Origin of the sequence: Brevundimonas sp. NIBR10, assembly GCF_027912515.1 — a bacterium.
GTDB lineage: Bacteria > Pseudomonadota > Alphaproteobacteria > Caulobacterales > Caulobacteraceae > Brevundimonas.
Window position 1 is genome coordinate 3,568,163 of sequence record NZ_CP115464.1, and the last position, 18,043, is coordinate 3,586,205.

The 18,043-nt window shown below is 67.4% G+C and carries 24 protein-coding genes; 14 read left to right on the top strand and 10 right to left on the bottom strand.

The annotated features are described in order from the left end of the window. Both O5K39_RS17430 and O5K39_RS17435 read right to left on the bottom strand, forming a co-directional pair. Positions 1–1,404, bottom strand: coding sequence for a cystathionine beta-synthase (locus tag O5K39_RS17430; RefSeq protein ID WP_271144868.1), 1,404 nt, complete (start codon positions 1,402–1,404; stop codon positions 1–3). Between the two features lie 278 nt (positions 1,405–1,682). Continuing rightward, entirely contained in the window at positions 1,683–2,246 is a 564-nt protein-coding gene (locus tag O5K39_RS17435) for a GGDEF domain-containing protein (RefSeq protein WP_271144869.1), read from the bottom strand. Between the two features lie 128 nt (positions 2,247–2,374). On the opposite strand from O5K39_RS17435, the gene purE reads away from it, so the two are divergent. The 3 genes from purE to O5K39_RS17450 are packed head-to-tail and all read left to right on the top strand — an operon-like array spanning position 2,375 to position 4,227. Then, positions 2,375–2,866: a 5-(carboxyamino)imidazole ribonucleotide mutase gene (purE, locus tag O5K39_RS17440; protein ID WP_271144870.1), complete on the top strand. Its 492-nt coding sequence runs from the start codon at positions 2,375–2,377 to the stop codon at positions 2,864–2,866. Next, positions 2,867–3,955, top strand: a complete 1,089-nt coding sequence (locus O5K39_RS17445) for a 5-(carboxyamino)imidazole ribonucleotide synthase (protein ID WP_271144871.1) — start codon at positions 2,867–2,869, stop codon at positions 3,953–3,955. It begins immediately after the preceding gene. A gap of 44 nt (positions 3,956–3,999) precedes the next feature. Next, positions 4,000–4,227 (top strand): hypothetical protein, encoded by a 228-nt coding sequence (locus O5K39_RS17450; protein WP_271144872.1) that lies wholly within the window; start codon positions 4,000–4,002, stop codon positions 4,225–4,227. A 4-nt stretch (positions 4,228–4,231) separates the two neighbouring features. Here O5K39_RS17450 and O5K39_RS17455 read toward each other — a convergent pair whose 3' ends face one another. Beyond that, on the bottom strand, positions 4,232–4,897 hold the full coding sequence (locus tag O5K39_RS17455) for a COQ9 family protein (RefSeq protein ID WP_271144873.1): 666 nt from the start codon (positions 4,895–4,897) through the stop codon (positions 4,232–4,234). Between the two features lie 212 nt (positions 4,898–5,109). Here O5K39_RS17455 and rpsU point away from each other — a divergent pair, with 212 nt between their 5' ends. The 11 genes from rpsU (at position 5,110) to O5K39_RS17510 (ending at position 13,155) form a co-directional block, all read left to right on the top strand. After that, a complete protein-coding gene (gene rpsU, locus O5K39_RS17460) occupies positions 5,110–5,376 on the top strand; it encodes a 30S ribosomal protein S21 (RefSeq protein WP_201104539.1) in 267 nt (88 codons plus the stop codon). A 264-nt stretch (positions 5,377–5,640) separates the two neighbouring features. Continuing rightward, the gene (locus tag O5K39_RS17465) at positions 5,641–6,819 is read left to right on the top strand and encodes a hypothetical protein (RefSeq protein ID WP_271144874.1); all 1,179 of its coding nucleotides are present in this window, start codon (positions 5,641–5,643) and stop codon (positions 6,817–6,819) included. Between the two features lie 59 nt (positions 6,820–6,878). Further along, positions 6,879–7,301 carry a cupin domain-containing protein gene (locus O5K39_RS17470; RefSeq protein ID WP_271144875.1) on the top strand — a complete coding sequence of 141 codons (423 nt, stop codon included), beginning with the start codon at positions 6,879–6,881 and terminating at the stop codon, positions 7,299–7,301. A gap of 123 nt (positions 7,302–7,424) precedes the next feature. Beyond that, on the top strand, positions 7,425–8,816 hold the full coding sequence (locus tag O5K39_RS17475; RefSeq protein WP_271144876.1) for a Do family serine endopeptidase: 1,392 nt from the start codon (positions 7,425–7,427) through the stop codon (positions 8,814–8,816). 52 nt (positions 8,817–8,868) lie between these two features. After that, positions 8,869–10,179 (top strand): replication-associated recombination protein A, encoded by a 1,311-nt coding sequence (locus O5K39_RS17480; protein WP_271144877.1) that lies wholly within the window; start codon positions 8,869–8,871, stop codon positions 10,177–10,179. Then, the gene (locus O5K39_RS17485; protein WP_271144878.1) at positions 10,176–10,568 is read left to right on the top strand and encodes a VOC family protein; all 393 of its coding nucleotides are present in this window, start codon (positions 10,176–10,178) and stop codon (positions 10,566–10,568) included. Before O5K39_RS17480 ends, O5K39_RS17485 begins: the two co-directional genes overlap by 4 nt. A gap of 59 nt (positions 10,569–10,627) precedes the next feature. Further along, positions 10,628–10,888 (top strand): hypothetical protein, encoded by a 261-nt coding sequence (locus tag O5K39_RS17490; protein WP_271144879.1) that lies wholly within the window; start codon positions 10,628–10,630, stop codon positions 10,886–10,888. Positions 10,889–10,965: 77 nt separating this feature from the next. Further along, a complete protein-coding gene (locus tag O5K39_RS17495; RefSeq protein WP_271144880.1) occupies positions 10,966–11,406 on the top strand; it encodes a hypothetical protein in 441 nt (146 codons plus the stop codon). Between the two features lie 27 nt (positions 11,407–11,433). Then, on the top strand, positions 11,434–11,871 hold the full coding sequence (locus tag O5K39_RS17500) for a hypothetical protein (protein ID WP_271144881.1): 438 nt from the start codon (positions 11,434–11,436) through the stop codon (positions 11,869–11,871). A 10-nt stretch (positions 11,872–11,881) separates the two neighbouring features. Continuing rightward, a complete protein-coding gene (locus O5K39_RS17505) occupies positions 11,882–12,613 on the top strand; it encodes an RluA family pseudouridine synthase (protein WP_271144882.1) in 732 nt (243 codons plus the stop codon). A 50-nt stretch (positions 12,614–12,663) separates the two neighbouring features. Continuing rightward, a complete protein-coding gene (locus O5K39_RS17510; protein ID WP_271144883.1) occupies positions 12,664–13,155 on the top strand; it encodes a hypothetical protein in 492 nt (163 codons plus the stop codon). Positions 13,156–13,183: 28 nt separating this feature from the next. On the opposite strand, the gene O5K39_RS17515 is transcribed toward O5K39_RS17510, so the two are convergent. From O5K39_RS17515 to O5K39_RS17545, 7 genes are read right to left on the bottom strand one after another with little or no spacing between them, the layout of a single operon-like run. Then, positions 13,184–14,239, bottom strand: coding sequence for an alpha/beta hydrolase (locus O5K39_RS17515; protein WP_271144884.1), 1,056 nt, complete (start codon positions 14,237–14,239; stop codon positions 13,184–13,186). Between the two features lie 27 nt (positions 14,240–14,266). Beyond that, the gene (locus tag O5K39_RS17520; RefSeq protein ID WP_271144885.1) at positions 14,267–15,685 is read right to left on the bottom strand and encodes an NAD(P)(+) transhydrogenase (Re/Si-specific) subunit beta; all 1,419 of its coding nucleotides are present in this window, start codon (positions 15,683–15,685) and stop codon (positions 14,267–14,269) included. Between the two features lie 49 nt (positions 15,686–15,734). Continuing rightward, positions 15,735–16,028 carry a hypothetical protein gene (locus tag O5K39_RS17525; protein WP_271144886.1) on the bottom strand — a complete coding sequence of 98 codons (294 nt, stop codon included), beginning with the start codon at positions 16,026–16,028 and terminating at the stop codon, positions 15,735–15,737. Then, positions 16,028–16,333, bottom strand: a complete 306-nt coding sequence (locus O5K39_RS17530; protein ID WP_271144887.1) for a hypothetical protein — start codon at positions 16,331–16,333, stop codon at positions 16,028–16,030. Before O5K39_RS17530 ends, O5K39_RS17525 begins: the two co-directional genes overlap by 1 nt. Then, the gene (locus O5K39_RS17535; protein ID WP_271144888.1) at positions 16,330–16,668 is read right to left on the bottom strand and encodes an NAD(P) transhydrogenase subunit alpha; all 339 of its coding nucleotides are present in this window, start codon (positions 16,666–16,668) and stop codon (positions 16,330–16,332) included. Before O5K39_RS17535 ends, O5K39_RS17530 begins: the two co-directional genes overlap by 4 nt. A 2-nt stretch (positions 16,669–16,670) precedes the next feature. Continuing rightward, the gene (locus tag O5K39_RS17540) at positions 16,671–16,913 is read right to left on the bottom strand and encodes a hypothetical protein (RefSeq protein ID WP_271144889.1); all 243 of its coding nucleotides are present in this window, start codon (positions 16,911–16,913) and stop codon (positions 16,671–16,673) included. Beyond that, the gene (locus O5K39_RS17545; RefSeq protein WP_271144890.1) at positions 16,910–18,043 is read right to left on the bottom strand and encodes a Re/Si-specific NAD(P)(+) transhydrogenase subunit alpha; all 1,134 of its coding nucleotides are present in this window, start codon (positions 18,041–18,043) and stop codon (positions 16,910–16,912) included. Before O5K39_RS17545 ends, O5K39_RS17540 begins: the two co-directional genes overlap by 4 nt.

Below are 18,043 nucleotides of genomic sequence, written 5' to 3' on the forward strand. Positions count from 1 at the left end.
TTACCGGTTCAGGCTCAGGTGGTTGATCAGGTCGACCCGCGCGATCAGGCCGACGAATTTCTCGCCGTCCAGCACGATCGCCACCCGGTCCCGGTCGAACAGGGGGATCAGGGCGTCGAGGGACTCGCCCACCTGGACCGTGTCCAGATCGCGGGTCATGGCCGACGACACCGGCTTCTTGAAGCGTTCGGCGCGGGTGATCTCGTCGGTATTCATGACGTGGACCAGATCGCTTTCGTCCAGAATGCCGACCAGCCGGCCGTCCTGGATCACCGGCAGTTGCGACACGTCGTTGGACCGCATCCGCTTGAAGGCCGAATCGAGGCTGTCGTCGGGACCACAGACCACGACCTCGCCGTTCTCGTATTTGCGCCCGATCAGGTCGGCCAGATTGCCCTGGATCGGGTCGTCGCCGAGCCCCTGATCGGCCAGCCAGGCGTCATTGTAGACCTTGGACAGATATTTCGCCCCGGTGTCGCAGACGAAGGTCACGCATTTCTTTGGCTCGGTCTGTTCGCGGCACCAGCGCAGGGCCGCCGCGATCAATGTGCCCGATGACGAGCCCGCCAGGATGCCTTCCTTGAGCAACAGTTCGCGCACCGTGGCGATCGCCTCGGCGTCGGGGATCGAATAGGCGCGGTCGATCAGGCTCATGTCGGCGGTGTCCGGCACGAAATTCTGGCCGATCCCCTCGACGGTGTAACTGCCCTCAGGCCCAGGAACGCCCTCGTTGACGATGCCGGCCAGGGTCGAGCCGACCGGGTCAGCCAGGATGATCTCGGCCTTCGATCCCACGCTCTTCAGGAACCGGCCGATGCCCGTGATGGTCCCGCCCGAGCCGATCCCCGCGACGAAGGCGTCGAGTTCATGGTCCATCTGTTTCCAAATCTCGGGACCGGTGGTCTTCACATGGGCCAGGGCGTTGGCATCATTCGCGAACTGGTTGACGAAATAGCCGCCCGGAATCTGCTGGGCCAGCCGCTCGGCCATGTCGGTGTAGTAGTCGGGGTGTCCGTGCGGGACGTCCGAACGGGTCAGTCGCACGTCGGCGCCCATGGCCCGCAGGTGCTGGATCTTTTCCTTAGACATCTTGTCGGGAATGACCAGCAGGACCTTGTAGCCCTTGTTCTGGCCCACCAGGGTCAGGGCAAGACCGGTGTTGCCCGCCGTCGCCTCCACGATCGTGCCGCCGGGCTTGAGCCAGCCCTCGCGTTCGGCCGCCTCGATCATCTCGACGGCGATCCGGTCCTTGATCGAGCCGCCGGGGTTCTGGGCCTCAAGCTTGAGGAACAGGCGGCATTTGCCGGTGTCGATGCGGGTCACCTCGATCATCGGGGTCTTGCCGATCAGCGACAGGGTCGAGGCGGTCGGCTTGCTCAAGGTGGGGGCGTCGACGATCGACATGGGGCGGGAAACTCCTTGGGGAACGACGGTCAAGCTGGTCGCCCCGTCAGCGAAGGTCAAATCGCGCACGATCATGCCGTGGCGGGTGGCATCGGCGAGTGGATTGGCATTCTTCTCCCGCGCAGCGGGGGAAGTGGCCCGGCGTCGAGCGAAGCGAGACCAGGGTCGATGGGGGTTTTTGTTCTGCACGGCGAAGAAAGAAGACTTCCCCCATCGACCCTGGCTTGCTGCGCAAGCGACGGGCCACTTCCCCCGTAAAGGACGGGGGAAGAACACAGCTAACGTGACCGCTTCCGGACCCACATCGCGGCGTCGGCCTCGGCGAGCCAGATTTCGGGATCGTCCTGATTGGCCCAGGCGCGGACGCCGAAGGAGCCGCCCAGTTCCGCCTTTTCTCCGTTCCAGTCGAAGCCCTCGGTGTCCAGGGTCTGCGCCAGCCGTTTGGCCTTCTCGCGACCCTCCTCGATCCCGGCATTCAGCATCAACAGGCCGAACTCATCCCCGCCCAGCCGGCCGACGGCGTCCGAGGCCCGGACATTCTCCATCAGGAGTTCGGCGACATGGATCAGGGCAGCATCCCCCGCCGCGTGGCCCAGCCGGTCGTTGACCCCCTTGAAGCCGTCGAGGTCGAGATACAGCAGCACCGCCGGGGCGTCGTAGCGGATGCAATAGGCCATGGTCTGCTGCATGGCGGCGACGAAGCCGCGCCGGTTCAGGGCCGGGGTCAGGACGTCGTGATCCGCCGCCGCCTCGGCCGCCTCGGCGCGGGCGCGCAGGACCTCGACCTCGGCACGCAGGCGCTCGATTTCGGCCTTCAGATCGGCAGCGGCCGTATCGGTCACGGTCGGCGAAACTCCGCAGAATTCGCGACTCACCCGAGTACGCGTCCAACTATCCTAGAGCCCTCGGTTGCGGGCGCAACGCGGGTGCTGTAACCGGCCGCCTTCACGCGCGCGAGAACCTGAGCGTTATGGCGATTTCGACCCCGCCGGTGGCCATCATCATGGGCAGTCGGTCCGACTGGCCGACGATGAAACACGCGGCCGATTCGCTGGACACCTTGGGCGTGGCCTGGGAAGCCAGGGTCGTATCGGCCCACCGCACGCCAAAGCGTCTCTATGACTTCGCGACGTGTGCCAAGGCCGCCGGGTTCAAGGTCGTCATCGCCGGGGCCGGGGGTGCCGCTCATCTGCCCGGCATGGCTGCGTCCATGACCGACCTGCCCGTGCTGGGCGTGCCGGTGGAATCAAAGGCGCTGAAGGGCATGGATTCGCTGCTGTCGATCGTCCAGATGCCAGGCGGCGTCCCCGTCGCCACCCTGGCCATCGGCGAGGCCGGGGCCAAGAACGCGGGCATCCTGGCAGCGCAGATCCTCGCCCTGTCGGACGATGCGCTGGCCGAGCGACTCGCCGCCTACCGCACCACCCAGACCGACGCGGTCGCCGAGACGGTCGAGGACTGATTGGCCGAGCTCGCCCTGCCCCTGCCCCCCGGGTCGACCATCGGCATCATCGGCGGTGGCCAGCTCGGCCGGATGCTGTCCCAGGCGGCGTCGCGCCTGGGGTTCGACGTCCTGATCCTGGACCCCGAGGAAAACTGCCCGGCGGCTCGCGTGTCGCGCGGCCAGTTCGTCGCGGCCTATGACGATCCGGCGGCGCTCACCATCATGGGCCGCGCCTGCGACGTGGTGACGTTCGAGTTCGAGAACGTGCCCTCCGCCTCGATCGAGCAACTGGCCGAGGGCGGTGCCCTGGTGGCGCCCGGCCCGACCGCCCTGGCCGTGGCCCAGGACCGGGTGGACGAGAAGACCTTCCTCAATGCCGTCGGCGCCGCCACCGTCGATTTCGTGGCCGTGGATACGCTGGACGACCTGATCGCGGGGCTTGAGACGCTCGGCACGCCTGCCCTGCTCAAGACCCGCCGCGACGGCTATGACGGCAAGGGCCAGGCCTGGGTCGCCTCGGCCGACGAGGCCGCCGAGGCCTTCGCCGCCATCGGCGGCCGCCCCGCCATCCTGGAAGCCCGCGCCGCCTTCACCCGTGAACTGTCGATCATCGCCGCACGCGGCCACGATGGATCGGTCGCGGTCTATCCCCTGGGCGAGAACGAGCATTCGGGTGGGGTGCTGCGTGTCACCACGGCGCCCGCCGCCGTCGACACGGTGACCGACGCCCGCGCGCGTGAGATCGCCACGGACATCCTCGACGGCCTCGACTATGTCGGCGTGATGGGGATCGAGCTGTTCGACCTCGGCGAGGGCCGGTTGCTGGTCAACGAGATCGCCCCGCGCGTCCATAACACCGGCCACTGGACCCAGGACGGCTGCATCTGCGACCAGTTCGAGCAGCATATCCGCGCCATCGCCGGCTGGCCGCTCGGCCCCACCGAGGCCCACGCCCGCGTCGAGATGACCAATCTGCTGGGCGACGAGGTCGATCAGTGGGCGGGGCTGGCCGCCGAGCCGAACGCGCGCCTGCATCTGTACGGCAAGGCCGAGGCGCGGCCTGGCCGGAAGATGGCGCATGTGAACAGGGTCGGCCCTTTGGCATGACGGCCGAAGCTTGAGCATACAGCAAAGCCTGTCATGATGCGGGCATGACGCTGTCGTTTCTTGCTCCTGTTCTGCTGCTGGTCGCCATCGCCGTCTTGCTGTCGACGCCCAAATTCAGAAGCCGCCCCGGGGCCAAACTGGGCGTGGCAATATCCGCCGTGGGCGCTGTCGCGATCGGCTTTTCCGCCATCGGCTATCAGATCGGCAAGGATGCAGCCCTCAGAGACAACCGGGCTGATGCGGCTGCCGCCGCCGAGGCTGCGAGACCTTAGGTCCTCAGCGGTACCGCAACCGGCTCAGCACATCCGTCACCCGGCGCAGCGGAGCCTCGAAATCCTTGCCGGCCTTCCACTTCTCGAAGGTCATGACGTTCTCGATCCGCGCGGCGACAAAGGCCTCGGCGCGCTCGCGGCCGTCGAACAGACGCATCGTCATGGCCGGGACCAGGATGCCCGACAGGATCACCCGCTTGGAATAGTGGTTCCAGTCCGTCGCCGTGTCCCCGGCCCAGCGCCACAGGCCGTCCGCGGTGTCCCACGTCAGGCTCAGCGCCAGATCGGCGTTGGTCGGCAGGGCCATGAAGCCGGCGGCACGCTTTTCCGCCTCGCCGTCCGCCGCAGCGGCTTCCAGGCGGGCCGAGACGGCACGGGCGATTCGCTCGCGGATCTTCAGCGTCGCCGGATCGACCTCGGCCAGGGCCTGCATCGCCGCCGCGTCATGGCGTCGCCACAGCAGGGCCGCCAGGTCGCGCGCGCCGTTGGGCATTAGTAGGTCCTGATCCCCCTCCGACAGGCCATTGGCCTTGCACGCGGCCCGGACCAGCCGGCCGTTCCAGCCCAGGCGGGGGGCCAGCGGCAGGGCGGCGTCCAGCACGGACTGCTCCATCCGGTCGGCCCAGTCGCCCTGGGGGGCCTCGTTCGGGATGTGGGCGGCCGTGGTCATGGCTGTAGAATACGCCCACCGGCCGGGCGTTGCGAGCCCGGCGGCCGCCTTGCGACATCACGCGCAGTTTGGCCGCTCTCGATATGGACACCGCGCGACCACTGGTGTATTGGCCCGCCTTCGCTCGCCGGGCTGTCGCCCGCGAGGTGAGATTTTATTTGTCTGCCCGTCTCCCTCACAGGACGCGGCGGGCGGCCAAAGGAGAGTTCAACCTGGTACAGATTTTCGTTCGCGATAATAACGTCGATCAAGCGCTGAAAGCCCTCAAGAAGAAGATGCAACGCGAAGGCAGCTTCCGTGAAATGAAGCGCCACGTGCATTACGAGAAGCCCTCGGAGAAGCGCGCCCGCCAGAAGGCCGAGGCCGTTCGTCGCGCCCGCAAGCTGGCCCGCAAGCGCATGCAGCGCGAAGGCCTGCTGCCGCCTCCGAAGCCCCGCGTGCCGGGTCCCGGTGCCGCCGGTGGTGGCAACCGCTCCTAAGCACGGGTTTCGCGACCCTGGATTTGAAAAGGCCGCCCCGCAACGGGCGGCCTTTTTGCTGGCCGGCTATCGGACCGGCCGCCTGAACGAAACGTCACTTGCCCCCGCTTACGGTTAACGGCGATACCTGAACGGTGGCGCGGCTTCGCGCCTCAAGGGAACGTCGCCCGGCCCCAGGGGTCGTTCTGCTAGGCTGGGGCTGAACTTCAAGGGCTGACCGCCGCCATGTCGCACGACGATCCTTCGCATTCGCCGCAACACCCCATGACGGGGTCCAGCGAACTGCCGACCGGAGTGCAGCCGATCCCGGCGTCGCAGTCCGCCGCCTATCAGGGGACCGGTGTTCAGGAGGCGCCGCTCGACATCCCCCACCAGCGCACACCACCGCCGGCCACGCCCGCGCCCACGCCGCGCCCGTCGGTGTCGGATGACGGCATCCTGAGACCCATTCAGGAAAGCGACTATTTCACCCTCGACCCCGTCGCCATCAAAGTGATCTCGCGCAACATCGACGAGTATTTCAACCAGCCGCTCGACATCTTTCCCTTCTGGGAAAACGAGAACAAGCCGGACCGCTTCCACGTCCTGTTCCGCCGCCAGATCGAAGAGCGTTTCCCGGTCGAGGCCGATATGCGCGGCCGAATCTATGGCTATGGCCGCCGGGTGTTCAACGCCCTGCGGGTCCATGTGGCGGTCAAGCGGTTGACCCAGGGGCTGTCGATCCTGGGATTCGTCCTGCTGGCCATCCTGGGGCCGACCTTCTTCGAGCAGTGGACGGGATCGCAGGCCGGTGGGCTGGGTCTGGCCGCCCTGGCCATGCTGATCGTGGTTGGACTGTTCTTCGGCATCTCAAGCATCCTGTTCATCCAGTACCGGTTCCGGCTGGAGAACGATTCGTACGAACTGTCGCGCGAGGTGGTCCAGCGGACGCGCGAGCTCCAGAACCTGTTCACCAACGCCCGCGCCATGGCCGACCAGGCCGAGACCCAGTTCGCCCAGGACGGCAAGGGCTGGGGCCAGCGCGCCCTGTTCCTGACCCGGCTGACCATGTGGATCGGGGCGCGGATGGAGTACCTGGAAAAATTCACCCAGATGGAGCTGTGGCGCACCCGGCGCGAACGGTACTGGATGGGCTGGTTCGGCGGGTTCTCGACCGTGCTGGTCATGATCGTCGGCCTGCTGGTGCTGGGCTTCTGGCCCGTGCCGGGCACCGACGAGATCGGATACCGGGCGCTACAGGGTCTGGGCGCGGTCCTGACCCTGGCCGTGTCCTGGCTGTCCTTCTATCGCTGGCAGACACCGATGGCGGCCGTGAAGGACAAGCTGGGCGTCGAGGGCTGGGTCCGCTACGCCTCGCTGGACGTCGACAACACCGTCGGCGACCAGGTCCGCCGCGACAAGGAACGGCTGGTCGAATACCGGGCGCTGACGCGGGGGCGGTAGCTTTTCGGCAAGCAGGGTATCGAGCAGGTAGAGTGGGCTGAACGCCGAGGCTGATTCCCATGCTCACCGCCCCCGAGATCATCGCCCTGCTCGACCTCAAGCCCCATCCCGAGGGCGGGCATTATCGCGAGACGTTTCGCGACCCGCGCGAGGTGGACGGGCGTTCGGTCGGGACGGCGATCTATTTCCTGCTCGGCGAGGGCGAGCGGTCGCACTGGCATTGCGTGGACGCGGCCGAGCTCTGGCATTTCTATCTGGGCGCGCCGCTGGAGCTGGAGATCGCGGACGAGGGCGGGCGGCGGACCGTGATCCTGGGGCCTGACGTGAACGCGGGACAGAGGCCGCAGGGCGTGGTGCCGACGGGGGCGTGGCAGGCGGCGCGGACGACCGGCGAATGGACCTTGTGCGGCTGTACCGTCGCGCCGGGGTTCGATTTCGCGGGCTTTGACCTCGCGCCACCGGAATGGTCGCCGCCGGGGTGATGGCGGCCGGGGCGGATCAGGTTCCGACGCCTTGATCCCGACGAAATAGGGGACAGATATGCCTGTCCGGCCTGCGGGCCACCGCCGTTTCAATCCCGACTGACGCCCATGACCCGAGATCGCATGAAATCCTCCAGCCTCGTTCTCGCCGCCGCCCTGACGCTCGCCGCCTGCGGCAACGCCAACAGTTCCAAGGCCCAGGAGGGCGTGTTCGCCGAGCCCAACAGCCGCCAGGTTCCGGGCAGCGCCATGGAGATGAAGTCCAGCTTCGCCCCTGTGGTGCGCGAGGCGGCGCCGGCGGTGGTCAACATCTCGGCGCGGACGGTCCAGACGGTGCGCGACCCCTATTTCCAGTTCTTCGGCGGCGGCATGCCCCAACAGCGGGTGGCGGAATCGGCGGGGTCGGGCGTCATTGTCCGCTCCGACGGGATTGTGGTCACCAACAACCACGTCATCGAGAATGCCCAGGCGATCCGCGTCGTGCTGAACGACCGGCGCGAGTTCGCGGCCCGCGTCATCCTGGCCGACGAACGCTCCGACATCGCCGTGCTTCAGCTCGAGGACGTGACCGGTGCCCTGCCCGTCCTGGCCATCGACGACCAGGAAGAGCAGGAGGTCGGCGACCTGGTGCTGGCCATCGGCAATCCGTTCGGGGTGGGCCAGACCGTGACCAACGGCATCATCTCGGCCCTGAACCGCACCGAGACCGGGATCAGCGATTCCGGCTCCTTCATCCAGACCGACGCGGCGATCAATCCGGGCAACTCGGGCGGGCCCCTGGTCGACATGGACGGCGACGTGATCGGCATCAACACGGCAATCTTCTCTCGCTCGGGCTCTTCGGCCGGGGTCGGATTCGCGGTGCCGGCGTCGATGGTGCGGCGGGTGGTGGACTCGGCCCTCGGCGGCGCCTCCAGCGTGGTCCGGCCGTGGCTGGGGGTGAAGGGCGACAGCGTCACCGCAGACATCGCCCGCAGCCTGGGTCTGGACCGACCCCAGGGTCTGATCGTCACGGAACTCTATGCCGGTGGGCCGGGAGCCCGCGCGGGCATCCAGGACGGCGACGTCATCACCGCCGTCGCGGGCCAGGAGGTCAACGACCAAGGCGGCCTGAACTTCCGCATCGGCACCCACAGCCCCAACGACACGGTCGCCATCTCCCTGCTGCGCGACGGACGGCCGGTGACGGTCAATGCCCGGGTCCAACCCCTGCCCGGCGATACCAAGGTGGTGCCCGAAACCATCCGTCGGGGCTCGTTCGCCGGTGCCGAGGCCGCCGTCCTGACGCCCGCGCTCGCCGACCGGCTGGGCGGCGATCCGTTCGCGCAAGGGGTCATCATCGTCAGTGCCCCGCGCGGCACCTACGCCTCCGGCAACGGCTTCCAGCGCGGCGACGTGGTGCTGAGAGTCGACGGACGGCCCGCCCGCGACCTGGCCGCCGTCACCCAGGCCGCGCGCGGTTCGGAAGTCGTGATCCAGCGTCAGGGCCGCATCATGACAGGCCGGGTCAGCTAGGCTCCATTCGCAAGGTGAAATGCCGGTCGCGAACGCCTATCTCTGAGCGTTCATGACCGATCTGTTTGAAGCCTCCGGCATACTGCCCCCCGACGCCCCGCTGGCCGACCGGCTGAGGCCCCGAACGCTCGACGAGGTGGTGGGTCAGGATCACCTGCTGGGCGAGGGCGGGCCGATCCGGCGGATGGTCGAGGCCGGGCGGCTGGGCTCGATGATCCTGTGGGGTCCGCCGGGCACGGGCAAGACCACGATCGCGCGCCTGCTGGCCAAGGCGGCGGGATATGAGTTCCAGCAGATCTCGGCGGTATTCTCCGGCGTCGCGGACCTGAAGAAGGCGTTCGAGGCGGCGCGAATGCGACGGGCGGCGGGGCAATCGACGTTGCTGTTCGTCGACGAAATCCACCGCTTCAACCGGGCCCAGCAGGACGGCTTCCTGCCCTTCGTCGAGGAGGGGGTGGTGACGCTGGTCGGGGCCACGACCGAGAACCCGTCGTTCGAACTGAACGGGGCACTGCTGTCGCGGTCGCAGGTCTATGTGTTGAATAGGCTGGACGATGCGGCACTGGATCAACTGTTGATCCGGGCGGAGACCCATGAGGGCAAGCCCCTGCCCCTGACGGCCGAGGCGCGCCACGCCCTGCTGGCCCTGGCCGACGGGGACGGGCGATATCTGCTGACCATGACCGAGGTGCTGTTCGCCCTGCCCGACGACGTCATGCTGGATGTCCAGGGGCTGGCCGGCACCTTGCAGAAGCGGGCCCCCGCCTACGACAAGTCGCGCGAGGAACACTACAACCTCATCTCCGCCCTGCATAAGTCGGTGCGCGGCTCGGACCCCGACGCGGCCCTGTACTGGCTGGCGCGGATGCTGAATGGCGGCGAGGACCCCCTGTATCTGGCGCGCCGGATCGTGCGGATGGCGGTCGAGGACATCGGCGAGGCGGACCCCCTGTCCATCCTGGTCGCCAACGCCGCCAAGGACACCTACGACTTCCTCGGCAGCCCCGAAGGCGAACTGGCCCTCGCCCAGGCGGTGGTGCATCTGGCCACTGCGCCCAAGTCGGTCGGCGTCTACGAAGCCTTCAAGGCGGCGAAGAAGGCGGCGGCCGAGACCGGCTCCCTGATGCCCCCCGCGCACATCCGCAACGCCCCGACCAAGCTGATGAAGTCGCTCGGCTACGGCAAGGGTTACCAGTACGATCCCGACACCCCGGAAGGCTTCTCGGGCGCGAACTTCTTCCCCGACGAGATGGAACGCCGCACCTTCTACAAGCCCAAGGGCGAGGGTCACGAGGAGAAGGTCAAGGCGCGGCTGGAACGCTGGACGGCGATGCGTGCGGCGATGGAGGACGCCGGCGAATGAACCTCAATCAGGTCACGGTCGAGGTCACCGATATCGCCCGGTCGCGGGACTTCTACCAGCGGTTAGGACTGACCCTGATTGTGTCGAGCCCGCACTATGCCAGGTTCGTCTGTCCGGCCGGGGCGGGTCAGAGCGCGGCGACGTTCTCGATCCATCTGGCCGATGCCGTGACGCCGAACGGGACGGGGATCTATTTCGAATGCGCCGATCTGGACGCGCGGGTCACGGCGCTGAAGGCGGCGGGAATGGTGTTCGACAGCGGGCCGGTGGATCAGAGGTGGCTGTGGCGCGAGGCCTGGCTGCGCGATCCGGACGGCAACCGGCTTTGCCTGTATTTCGCGGGCCAGAACCGGATCGATCCGCCGTGGAAGGTTGCCGACCCCGGATGAAACGGGTCGCCTTCATGGCAGACGCAGGCAATAGTGGTCCGGCCACATCGGAGGGACGAATGAACACCAAGATCATCCTGGCAACACTGGGACTCTCGGCCGCCCTGGCCGGCTGCACCGACAGCGGTCGGGCGCGCAACGATGCGACCTTCAGCGACAAACCCGCCGACGTCACCTGCTGGACCTACGGCACCCAGACCTACCAGGGGCGCTCGACCGGCAAGGTCAGCCATCGCGACGACAGGACCTCCTTCGTGGACGCCGCGACGGGTCGCTACACCGTGATCGAGGGCGACTGCCGGCTGGTCTACGCCCGCTAACTGATCGCCGTTCATTTGCCGGACTGTAGATTGCGGCCTAGCTTGGCGGTTCAATCGAAATCCTGGGGAGGGGAACGATGGCTGTGGGAACGAAGACGCCTTGGCATCTGTGGGTCGTGGGCGGCGTGTCGCTGTTGTGGAACGCCTATGGCGGGTTCGACTTCATCATGAGCGTGACGCGGGGCGAGGCCTACTGGCGCGAGTCCGGCATGACCCAGCCGATGATCGACTACTACAACGCCATGCCGGCGTGGATGTATGCGCCGTGGACCCTGGGGGTCTGGGGGGCGGTGATCGGTTCCATCCTGCTGCTGCTGCGCAACCGGCTGGCCGTGCCGGCCTTCGCGATCTCGGTCGTGGGGGCAGTTGCCAGCGCCCTGTACGGCCTAATGCACCCGATGCCGGACCTGCCGCCCGCCATGGCGGTCATGACCTATATGCCCTGGGTCATCGTGGTGATCGCGGCCTTGTTGCTCTGGTATGCCTGGTCAATGGGCAAGCGGGGCCTGCTGCGCTAGCGCGGTTTTCAGAACGAGGAGGGGACCATGACAACCGGACCGAAGACGCCATGGCATCTATGGGTCGTGGGGGTGCTGGGCATCGCCTGGAACGCCTTCGGATGCTGGGACTACACGATGACCGAACTGAAGGGCGAGGAACACCTCAGGGCGTTCGGCATGACCGATCCCCAGATCACCTATTTCAACGCCATGCCGGCCTGGGTGACCGCGGTCTGGGCGATCGGGGTTTGGGGCGGACTGCTGGGCTGCATCCTGTTGCTGGTGCGGCGCAAATGGGCAGTGCCGGTGTTTGGGGCGTCTCTGGCGGCCTATGTGATGAGCCTGGTCTATACCTATCTGCTGTCGGACGGCGGCAGTGTGATGCCGGAGGGAACGTGGATCATGCAGGTCGTGATCCTGGCCGGATGCGTCTTCTTCCTCTGGTACGCCTGGACCATGGGCAAGCGGGGCGTGCTGCGCTAACCGGGGCCGGGTGAGAACCCGACCGCCGCCCGAGCTGACCCCCGAAGAGATCGCCGCCATCCGGTCGTGGGTGATCTTCGAGGACGCGCAACTGATCGCCTTCGACAAGCCCTCTGGACTGACCAGCCAGGGCGGGGTCCGGCACGTCCACACCCTGGACGACCTGATTTGGGCCTTCGCCCGGTCGAACGGCAAGCGGCCCGAGCTGGTCCACCGGCTGGACCGCGACACCTCGGGCGTCATCCTGGCGGCGAAGACCAAGCCGGCGGCGGGCTATCTCGGCAAGGCGATCCAGGCGCGCAAACTGACCAAGACCTATCTGGCCCTGGTCTCGGCGGCACCCGAGCCCCGCGCCGGAAAGATCGAGACGCCTCTGCTGCGTATCGAGGTCGGCCGCGAAAGCTCCATGCGCGTCGCCTCGGCCGACGAGCCCGGTGCCCAGGCCTCCACCAGTCGGTACCGGACCCTTTCCGAGAGCCCGGACGGTGCACTGGTCGAACTGGAGCCCCTGACGGGCCGGATGCACCAGCTGCGGGTCCACATGGCCTCGATCGGCCGGCCCCTGGTCGGAGACGTCAAATACGGCGGGGCCCTGACGGCGGCGGGGCGGGGTGCAGGGCGGCTCATGCTGCACGCCGCCTCGCTGGACTTTCCGCACCCGGACGGAGGGCGAAAGGTGGTCAGTGCGCGCCCGCCTGAGGACTTCCGGGCACTGGAGGCGGCAATGGGCCTGGACGACTGAGGGAACCGCTGCGGGTGGCCGATTGTTTGGTTTGGACACGGAGTCTCGCCATGAAGCGCCTGTCCATTCTCGCCGTCGCCCTGTCCGCCTCCGCCCTGACCGCCTGCGCCAGCCTGGCCCCCTATGGCCCACAGATGGGACCGGGCGGACAAGGCTTTTCGGAGCAGCGGATCGAGAGCGACCGATACCGCGTCACCTATTCCGGTGTCGGCGCGCCCGGCCCCGTCGCCGACCGCGCCCTGCTCCGCGCCGCCCAGCTGACGTCACAACACGGCTACGACTGGTTCGAGGTCACCCAGCGCTACATCGACGGCCGCCCCGACAGCGCCGGTGGCATCCGGCCCAGCGTGTCCGTCGGCTATGGATCGTCCAACTATGGCGGCTGGCGGGCGTCAGGCACGGGCGTCGGCGTCGGCCTGAACATCTCCGGCCCCTCCCCCACCTCGACCGTGCTTGAAGTACGGCTGGGTCGGGGGCCAAAGCCGGATCGCGCCGAGGTCTATGACGCGGACGAGGTGGAACGGAACCTGGCGGGGCGCTGAGGCACCGGCTTTTGCCATAGCGTCCGGGTCACAGGGCTCCCAGAGACCTTAACCATTGCTCGACCTGTCCCGGCCATTCGCGGGTGACCGGATGCGCGGTCGGGCGCAGGCCAAAGGCATGGCCGCCCTTCGCATAGAGGCGCATATCGACCGGCACGCCTGCGTCGTTCAACGCCAGCGCATACGCCATAGCCTGACGTACGTCGTCCACGGGATCGTCCATCGCGTGCAGGATAAGCGTCGGCGGCGCGTTCGGGCTGATCTTTACCCAGGGTGCGAGGTCGAGACTGTTGCGCCCCAGACTGTCGTCCAGCACACGGGCGGTATAGGCGACGATCGCGAAGTCGGGCCTCGGCGATTGTCGGTCCGCTGCATCCGTCGGGGCATAGGTGCGCACCTCGGTGTTGCTCATGGCCGTCACCAGATAGGCGCCGGCGGAAAAGCCGATGACGCCGATCTTGCGCGGATCGACGCCGTACGCGGCCGCCTGCTCGCGCAGAAGTCCCATCGCGCGCTGGGCGTCCTCGAGACCCAGCAGCACATCCGGCCGCCGCTGTCGGCCGTTCTCCCTCGGCCACACCTGAGGCGTCCGGTACTTCACCATGACGCAGGTCATGCCCTGCTCGACGAGCCAGTCGCAGATTTCGGTCCCTTCCAGGTCGGTCGCCACCGCGTGGAAGCCGCCACCGGGCAGGACCAGCATCGCCGCGCCCGTATTGCGCCCCTTCGGCCGATAGATCGTCATGGTCGGCCGGGTGACGTAGCTGGCCCAGTGCCACACCCGCCCGCCGACGGTCGGCGAGCCGTTGCCCGTCGCCTCGGGCCGGTCGCCGGTGTCGGGCCTGGCTAGCGAGACGCTACTTGGCCAGAGCGGAATCTGGGTCCCGTCCGCAGCAGGCTGCCACACGCCTTGCCGTTCCACCTTGGGTACCTCGACCCGGGCGAAGGAGGCAGTTGCAGGGTCGGCCTGACTGATCCGCCCGCCTTGGTCCCGCGGGATGACCGGATCAGCCTGCCGACAAGAGGTGCCCGCCAGGCAGATCGCAAGAAGCAGCAGCGCGATGGGCCGTCGCGGCGCGGTCATCTCAGCTCTCCCAAGCGCGCGACGGCCTCACAGCCCCTTCACGATTCCCTCGACCATCTTCTTGGCGTCGGCGAACAGCATCATCGTGTTGTCGCGGAAGAAGAGCTCGTTCTCGACTCCCGCATAGCCCGCCGCCATGCCGCGCTTGATGAACAGGACGGTGCCGGCCTTTTCGACGTCGAGGATCGGCATGCCGTAGATGGCAGACGTGGGATCGGTCTTGGCGGCCGGGTTGGTCACGTCGTTGGCGCCGATGACGAAGGCGACGTCGCACGATGCGAACTCGGCGTTGATGTCCTCCAGCTCGAACACCTCGTCATAGGGGACGTTGGCCTCGGCCAGCAGGACGTTCATGTGGCCCGGCATCCGGCCGGCGACCGGGTGGATGGCGTATTTCACCTCGACGCCCTCCTCCTTCAGCTTGTCGGCCATTTCGCGCAGTGCGTGCTGGGCCTGGGCCACGGCCATGCCGTAGCCGGGTACGATGATGACCTTTGAGGCGTTCTTCATGATGAAGGCGGCGTCGTCGGCACTGCCCTGCTTGACCGGGCGCGTCTCGACCCGCGCCTCGCCGCCCGCCGCCGCGTCGCCGCCGCCGAAGCCGCCCAGGATGACCGAGATGAAGCTGCGGTTCATGCCCTTGCACATGATGTAGGACAGGATCGCGCCCGACGATCCGACCAGGGCCCCGGTGATGATCAGGGCGATGTTCTCCAGCGTGAAGCCCAGGGCCGCCGCCGCCCAGCCGGAATAGGAGTTCAGCATCGACACCACGACGGGCATGTCCGCCCCGCCGATCGGAATGATCAGCGTCGCGCCCAGCACCAGGGCGATGGCGAAGATGCCCCAGAAGGCCCAGGTCGCCTGACCGCCGGAGCCGATCATCAGCCCGATCAGGAAGATCAACCCCAGCGCCAGGCCGATATTGATCAGGTGCCGCGCCGGCAAGATGATCGGCGCGCCGCTCATGTTGCCGTTCAGCTTGGCGAAGGCGATGACCGAACCGGTGAAGGTGATCGCCCCGATGGCGACGCCCAGGCTCAGCTCGATGATCGAGACCATCTTGATGCCGCCCTCGCCGTCCGAGATGCCGAAGGCCTCGGGCGCATAGACCGCGCCGATGGCGACCAGACAGGCCGCCATGCCGACAAGACTATGAAACGCCGCGACCAGTTGCGGCATGTCGGTCATCTTGACCTTGCCCGCGATCAGGGCTCCGCCGCCGCCGCCCACGACCACGCCGCCGACGATCAGGGCCGCCGTCATCAGATCCAGCGCGCCCGAGCCCCACAGGGTCAGCAGGGTCACGGCGACCGCCAGCCCCATCCCGACCATGCCGAAGATATTGCCCTGACGGCTGGTCTCGGGGCTCGACAGCCCCCGCAGCGACAGGATGAACAGCACGCCGGAAACCAGATAGGCCAGCGCGGCCAGAGATGCGTTCACGGCGTTCCCCCGAAGTCTTTCGTCAGTCGTGTCTTGAAATCTTGATCGGTCATCGGCGTTCGACGTCCCCCGGACAGGCCGTGCGCGCCAGGCGCCACAGGGCGGCGGCGATGAACAGGGGGGACAGCAGGACCAGGGCCCAGTCGATCGGGGTCATCTCCCGCTCCTGCACCACCACCCGCACCAGGGTGGCCGCAAAGACCAGCACGACGCCGCAGTCCATGAACCGCTGTTTCTGGATCGGATTGGTTTCCTTGATCCAGCTCCACGCCCACAGGCCGACGCCCAGCCCCGTGGCGATCCACGAGGCCAGTCGGGCCAGGGCTGCGGGCGTCAGGTCCATCAGGGATGCGCCACAACGGTGCGCCGCTCGGCACCGTTCCATTGGGGCCGGGTGCGCAGGCTGGAGGCGATCTGGGCGACGACGGCCACGATCAGGGCCGTGACGGCCAGCCGGATCAGGGCGTCGCCGTCCGACAGGGTCAGCATCCGGGGGGCCTGGAACAGGGCCAGGCCGGTCAGGAACAGGCCCAGACCCGTCAGCAGCCTGATCATCTGAAACCGCCGCACCAGCAGCCAGCCATAGGTCAGCAGCGCCGCGATCGCCGCGACCACCGCCGCCCCGCTCAGCAGCGCATCGAAGGTCATGCCTTGGCCTCGACGGGCTTGGGGCGTTCCTTCTTCTTGTACATGGCCAGCATGCGACGCGTGACCATGAAGCCCCCGAAGATGTTGACGCTGGCCAGGGTCACAGCCGCGACGCCGGCACCCTTCGCGATCCAGGCGTCGGCCCCGGTCGCCTCGCCCGACACGGCCGCCGCCGCGATCAGACCGCCGACGACGATGACGCTTGAGATCGCATTGGTCACGGCCATCAGCGGCGTGTGCAGGGCCGGAGTCACCGACCAGACGACATAGTAGCCGACGAAGATCGCCAGGACGAAGATCGCCAGGCGGAAGACGGTGGGATCAACGTGTTCCATGTTCAGCCTTCTCGCTTTTCGAGTTTTCGGTCGATGTTCGCCAACAGGTAGGCCGCACCGCCGAACATTCCGACGATCATCATAGCCACGGCGTCGTTAGCGCCGTTGTGAAAGACGTCTCCGCCAAACTTTCCCACAATTTCGGTCAAGAAAATCCAGAGACCGACGCCGCAACTGAACAGGAAAGTCAGTCCGCCTAAAAGCGCGATAACACCACGTATCCAAGGATGAAGGCGGCCGATCACCCCCGCACCCCTTCATGAACCACGGCTCCGCCATGTGTGACCACGGCCGCCTTGAGGATCTCGTCCTCGAGGTCCAGCGCCAGCGCGCCCTCCTTGAGCAGAAGCCCGACGAACGCCACCAGGTTCTTGGCGTACAAACTCGATGCATCCGACGCGATCCGACCGGGCAGGTTGGCGATGCCGACGATGGAGGCACCGTTGGGGGTGACGACGACCTCGCCCGACTTTGCGCCCTCGATATTGCCGCCGGCCTCGACGGCCAGGTCGATCAGGACCGAGCCCGGCTTCATCGTCGCCACCTGATCGGCGGTGACCAGCACCGGCGCCGCGCGGCCGGGGATCAGGGCCGTGGTGATGACGATGTCCTGCTTCTTGATGTGTTCGCCGGTGAGGACCGCCTGTTTGGCCTGATATTCGGGCGACATCGGCTTGGCGTAACCGCCGGCCGTCTGGGCGTTCCTGAACTCCTCGTCCTCGACGGCGAGGAATTTGGCACCGAGGCTCTCGACCTGTTCCTTGGTCGCGGGCCGCACGTCGGTGGCGGTGACGACGGCGCCCAGACGCCGCGCCGTGGCGATGGCCTGAAGCCCCGCGACGCCCACGCCCATGACGAAGACCTTGGCCGGGGCCACCGTGCCCGCGGCCGTCATCATCATCGGAAAGCCCCGGCCGTAAGCCGCCGCAGCCTCGATCACCGCGCGGTATCCGGCCAGGTTGGCCTGGGACGACAGGGCGTCCATGACCTGGGCCCGGGTGATCCGGGGCACGAACTCCATGGCGAAGGCGGTGATGTTGGCCGCCGCCATGGCCGCCACGGTTTCCTTCTCGCGGTAGGCGTCCAGCAGGGCGACCACGATGGCACCCGGCTTCAGCGCGCTGGTCTCCTGCGCCGTCGGGCCGCGCACCTTGAGAACGATGTCGGCACCCTCGAGCACCGCACGGGTGTCCGGATGCACCACCGCGCCCGCCGCGACATAGTCGGCATCGGGGAAGGACGAGCCGGCTCCGGTCCCGGCCTCGACCGTGACGGTCGCGCCCAGGGCGACGAATTTCTTCACCGTTTCCGGGGTGACGGCACAGCGCGTTTCGCCTTCACGGCGTTCGCGGGTCACGGCGATGGCGACGCCCAA

Bases quoted from the DNA above. Each gene is read 5' to 3' on its own strand.
- O5K39_RS17480 (WP_271144877.1), top strand. From the start codon at position 8,869: ATGACCGATCTGTTTGAAGCCTCCGGCATACTGCCCCCCGACGCCCCG.
- O5K39_RS17525 (WP_271144886.1), bottom strand. From the start codon at position 16,028: ATGGACCTGACGCCCGCAGCCCTGGCCCGACTGGCCTCGTGGATCGCC.
- O5K39_RS17455 (WP_271144873.1), bottom strand. From the start codon at position 4,897: ATGACCACGGCCGCCCACATCCCGAACGAGGCCCCCCAGGGCGACTGG.
- O5K39_RS17465 (WP_271144874.1), top strand. From the start codon at position 5,641: ATGACGGGGTCCAGCGAACTGCCGACCGGAGTGCAGCCGATCCCGGCG.
- O5K39_RS17535 (WP_271144888.1), bottom strand. From the start codon at position 16,668: ATGGAACACGTTGATCCCACCGTCTTCCGCCTGGCGATCTTCGTCCTG.
- O5K39_RS17515 (WP_271144884.1), bottom strand. From the start codon at position 14,239: ATGACCGCGCCGCGACGGCCCATCGCGCTGCTGCTTCTTGCGATCTGC.
- purE (WP_271144870.1), top strand. From the start codon at position 2,375: ATGGCGATTTCGACCCCGCCGGTGGCCATCATCATGGGCAGTCGGTCC.
- O5K39_RS17430 (WP_271144868.1), bottom strand. From the start codon at position 1,404: ATGTCGATCGTCGACGCCCCCACCTTGAGCAAGCCGACCGCCTCGACC.
- O5K39_RS17510 (WP_271144883.1), top strand. From the start codon at position 12,664: ATGAAGCGCCTGTCCATTCTCGCCGTCGCCCTGTCCGCCTCCGCCCTG.
- O5K39_RS17470 (WP_271144875.1), top strand. From the start codon at position 6,879: ATGCTCACCGCCCCCGAGATCATCGCCCTGCTCGACCTCAAGCCCCAT.
- O5K39_RS17490 (WP_271144879.1), top strand. From the start codon at position 10,628: ATGAACACCAAGATCATCCTGGCAACACTGGGACTCTCGGCCGCCCTG.
- O5K39_RS17475 (WP_271144876.1), top strand. From the start codon at position 7,425: ATGAAATCCTCCAGCCTCGTTCTCGCCGCCGCCCTGACGCTCGCCGCC.
- O5K39_RS17485 (WP_271144878.1), top strand. From the start codon at position 10,176: ATGAACCTCAATCAGGTCACGGTCGAGGTCACCGATATCGCCCGGTCG.
- O5K39_RS17450 (WP_271144872.1), top strand. From the start codon at position 4,000: ATGACGCTGTCGTTTCTTGCTCCTGTTCTGCTGCTGGTCGCCATCGCC.
- O5K39_RS17500 (WP_271144881.1), top strand. From the start codon at position 11,434: ATGACAACCGGACCGAAGACGCCATGGCATCTATGGGTCGTGGGGGTG.
- O5K39_RS17495 (WP_271144880.1), top strand. From the start codon at position 10,966: ATGGCTGTGGGAACGAAGACGCCTTGGCATCTGTGGGTCGTGGGCGGC.
- O5K39_RS17530 (WP_271144887.1), bottom strand. From the start codon at position 16,333: ATGACCTTCGATGCGCTGCTGAGCGGGGCGGCGGTGGTCGCGGCGATC.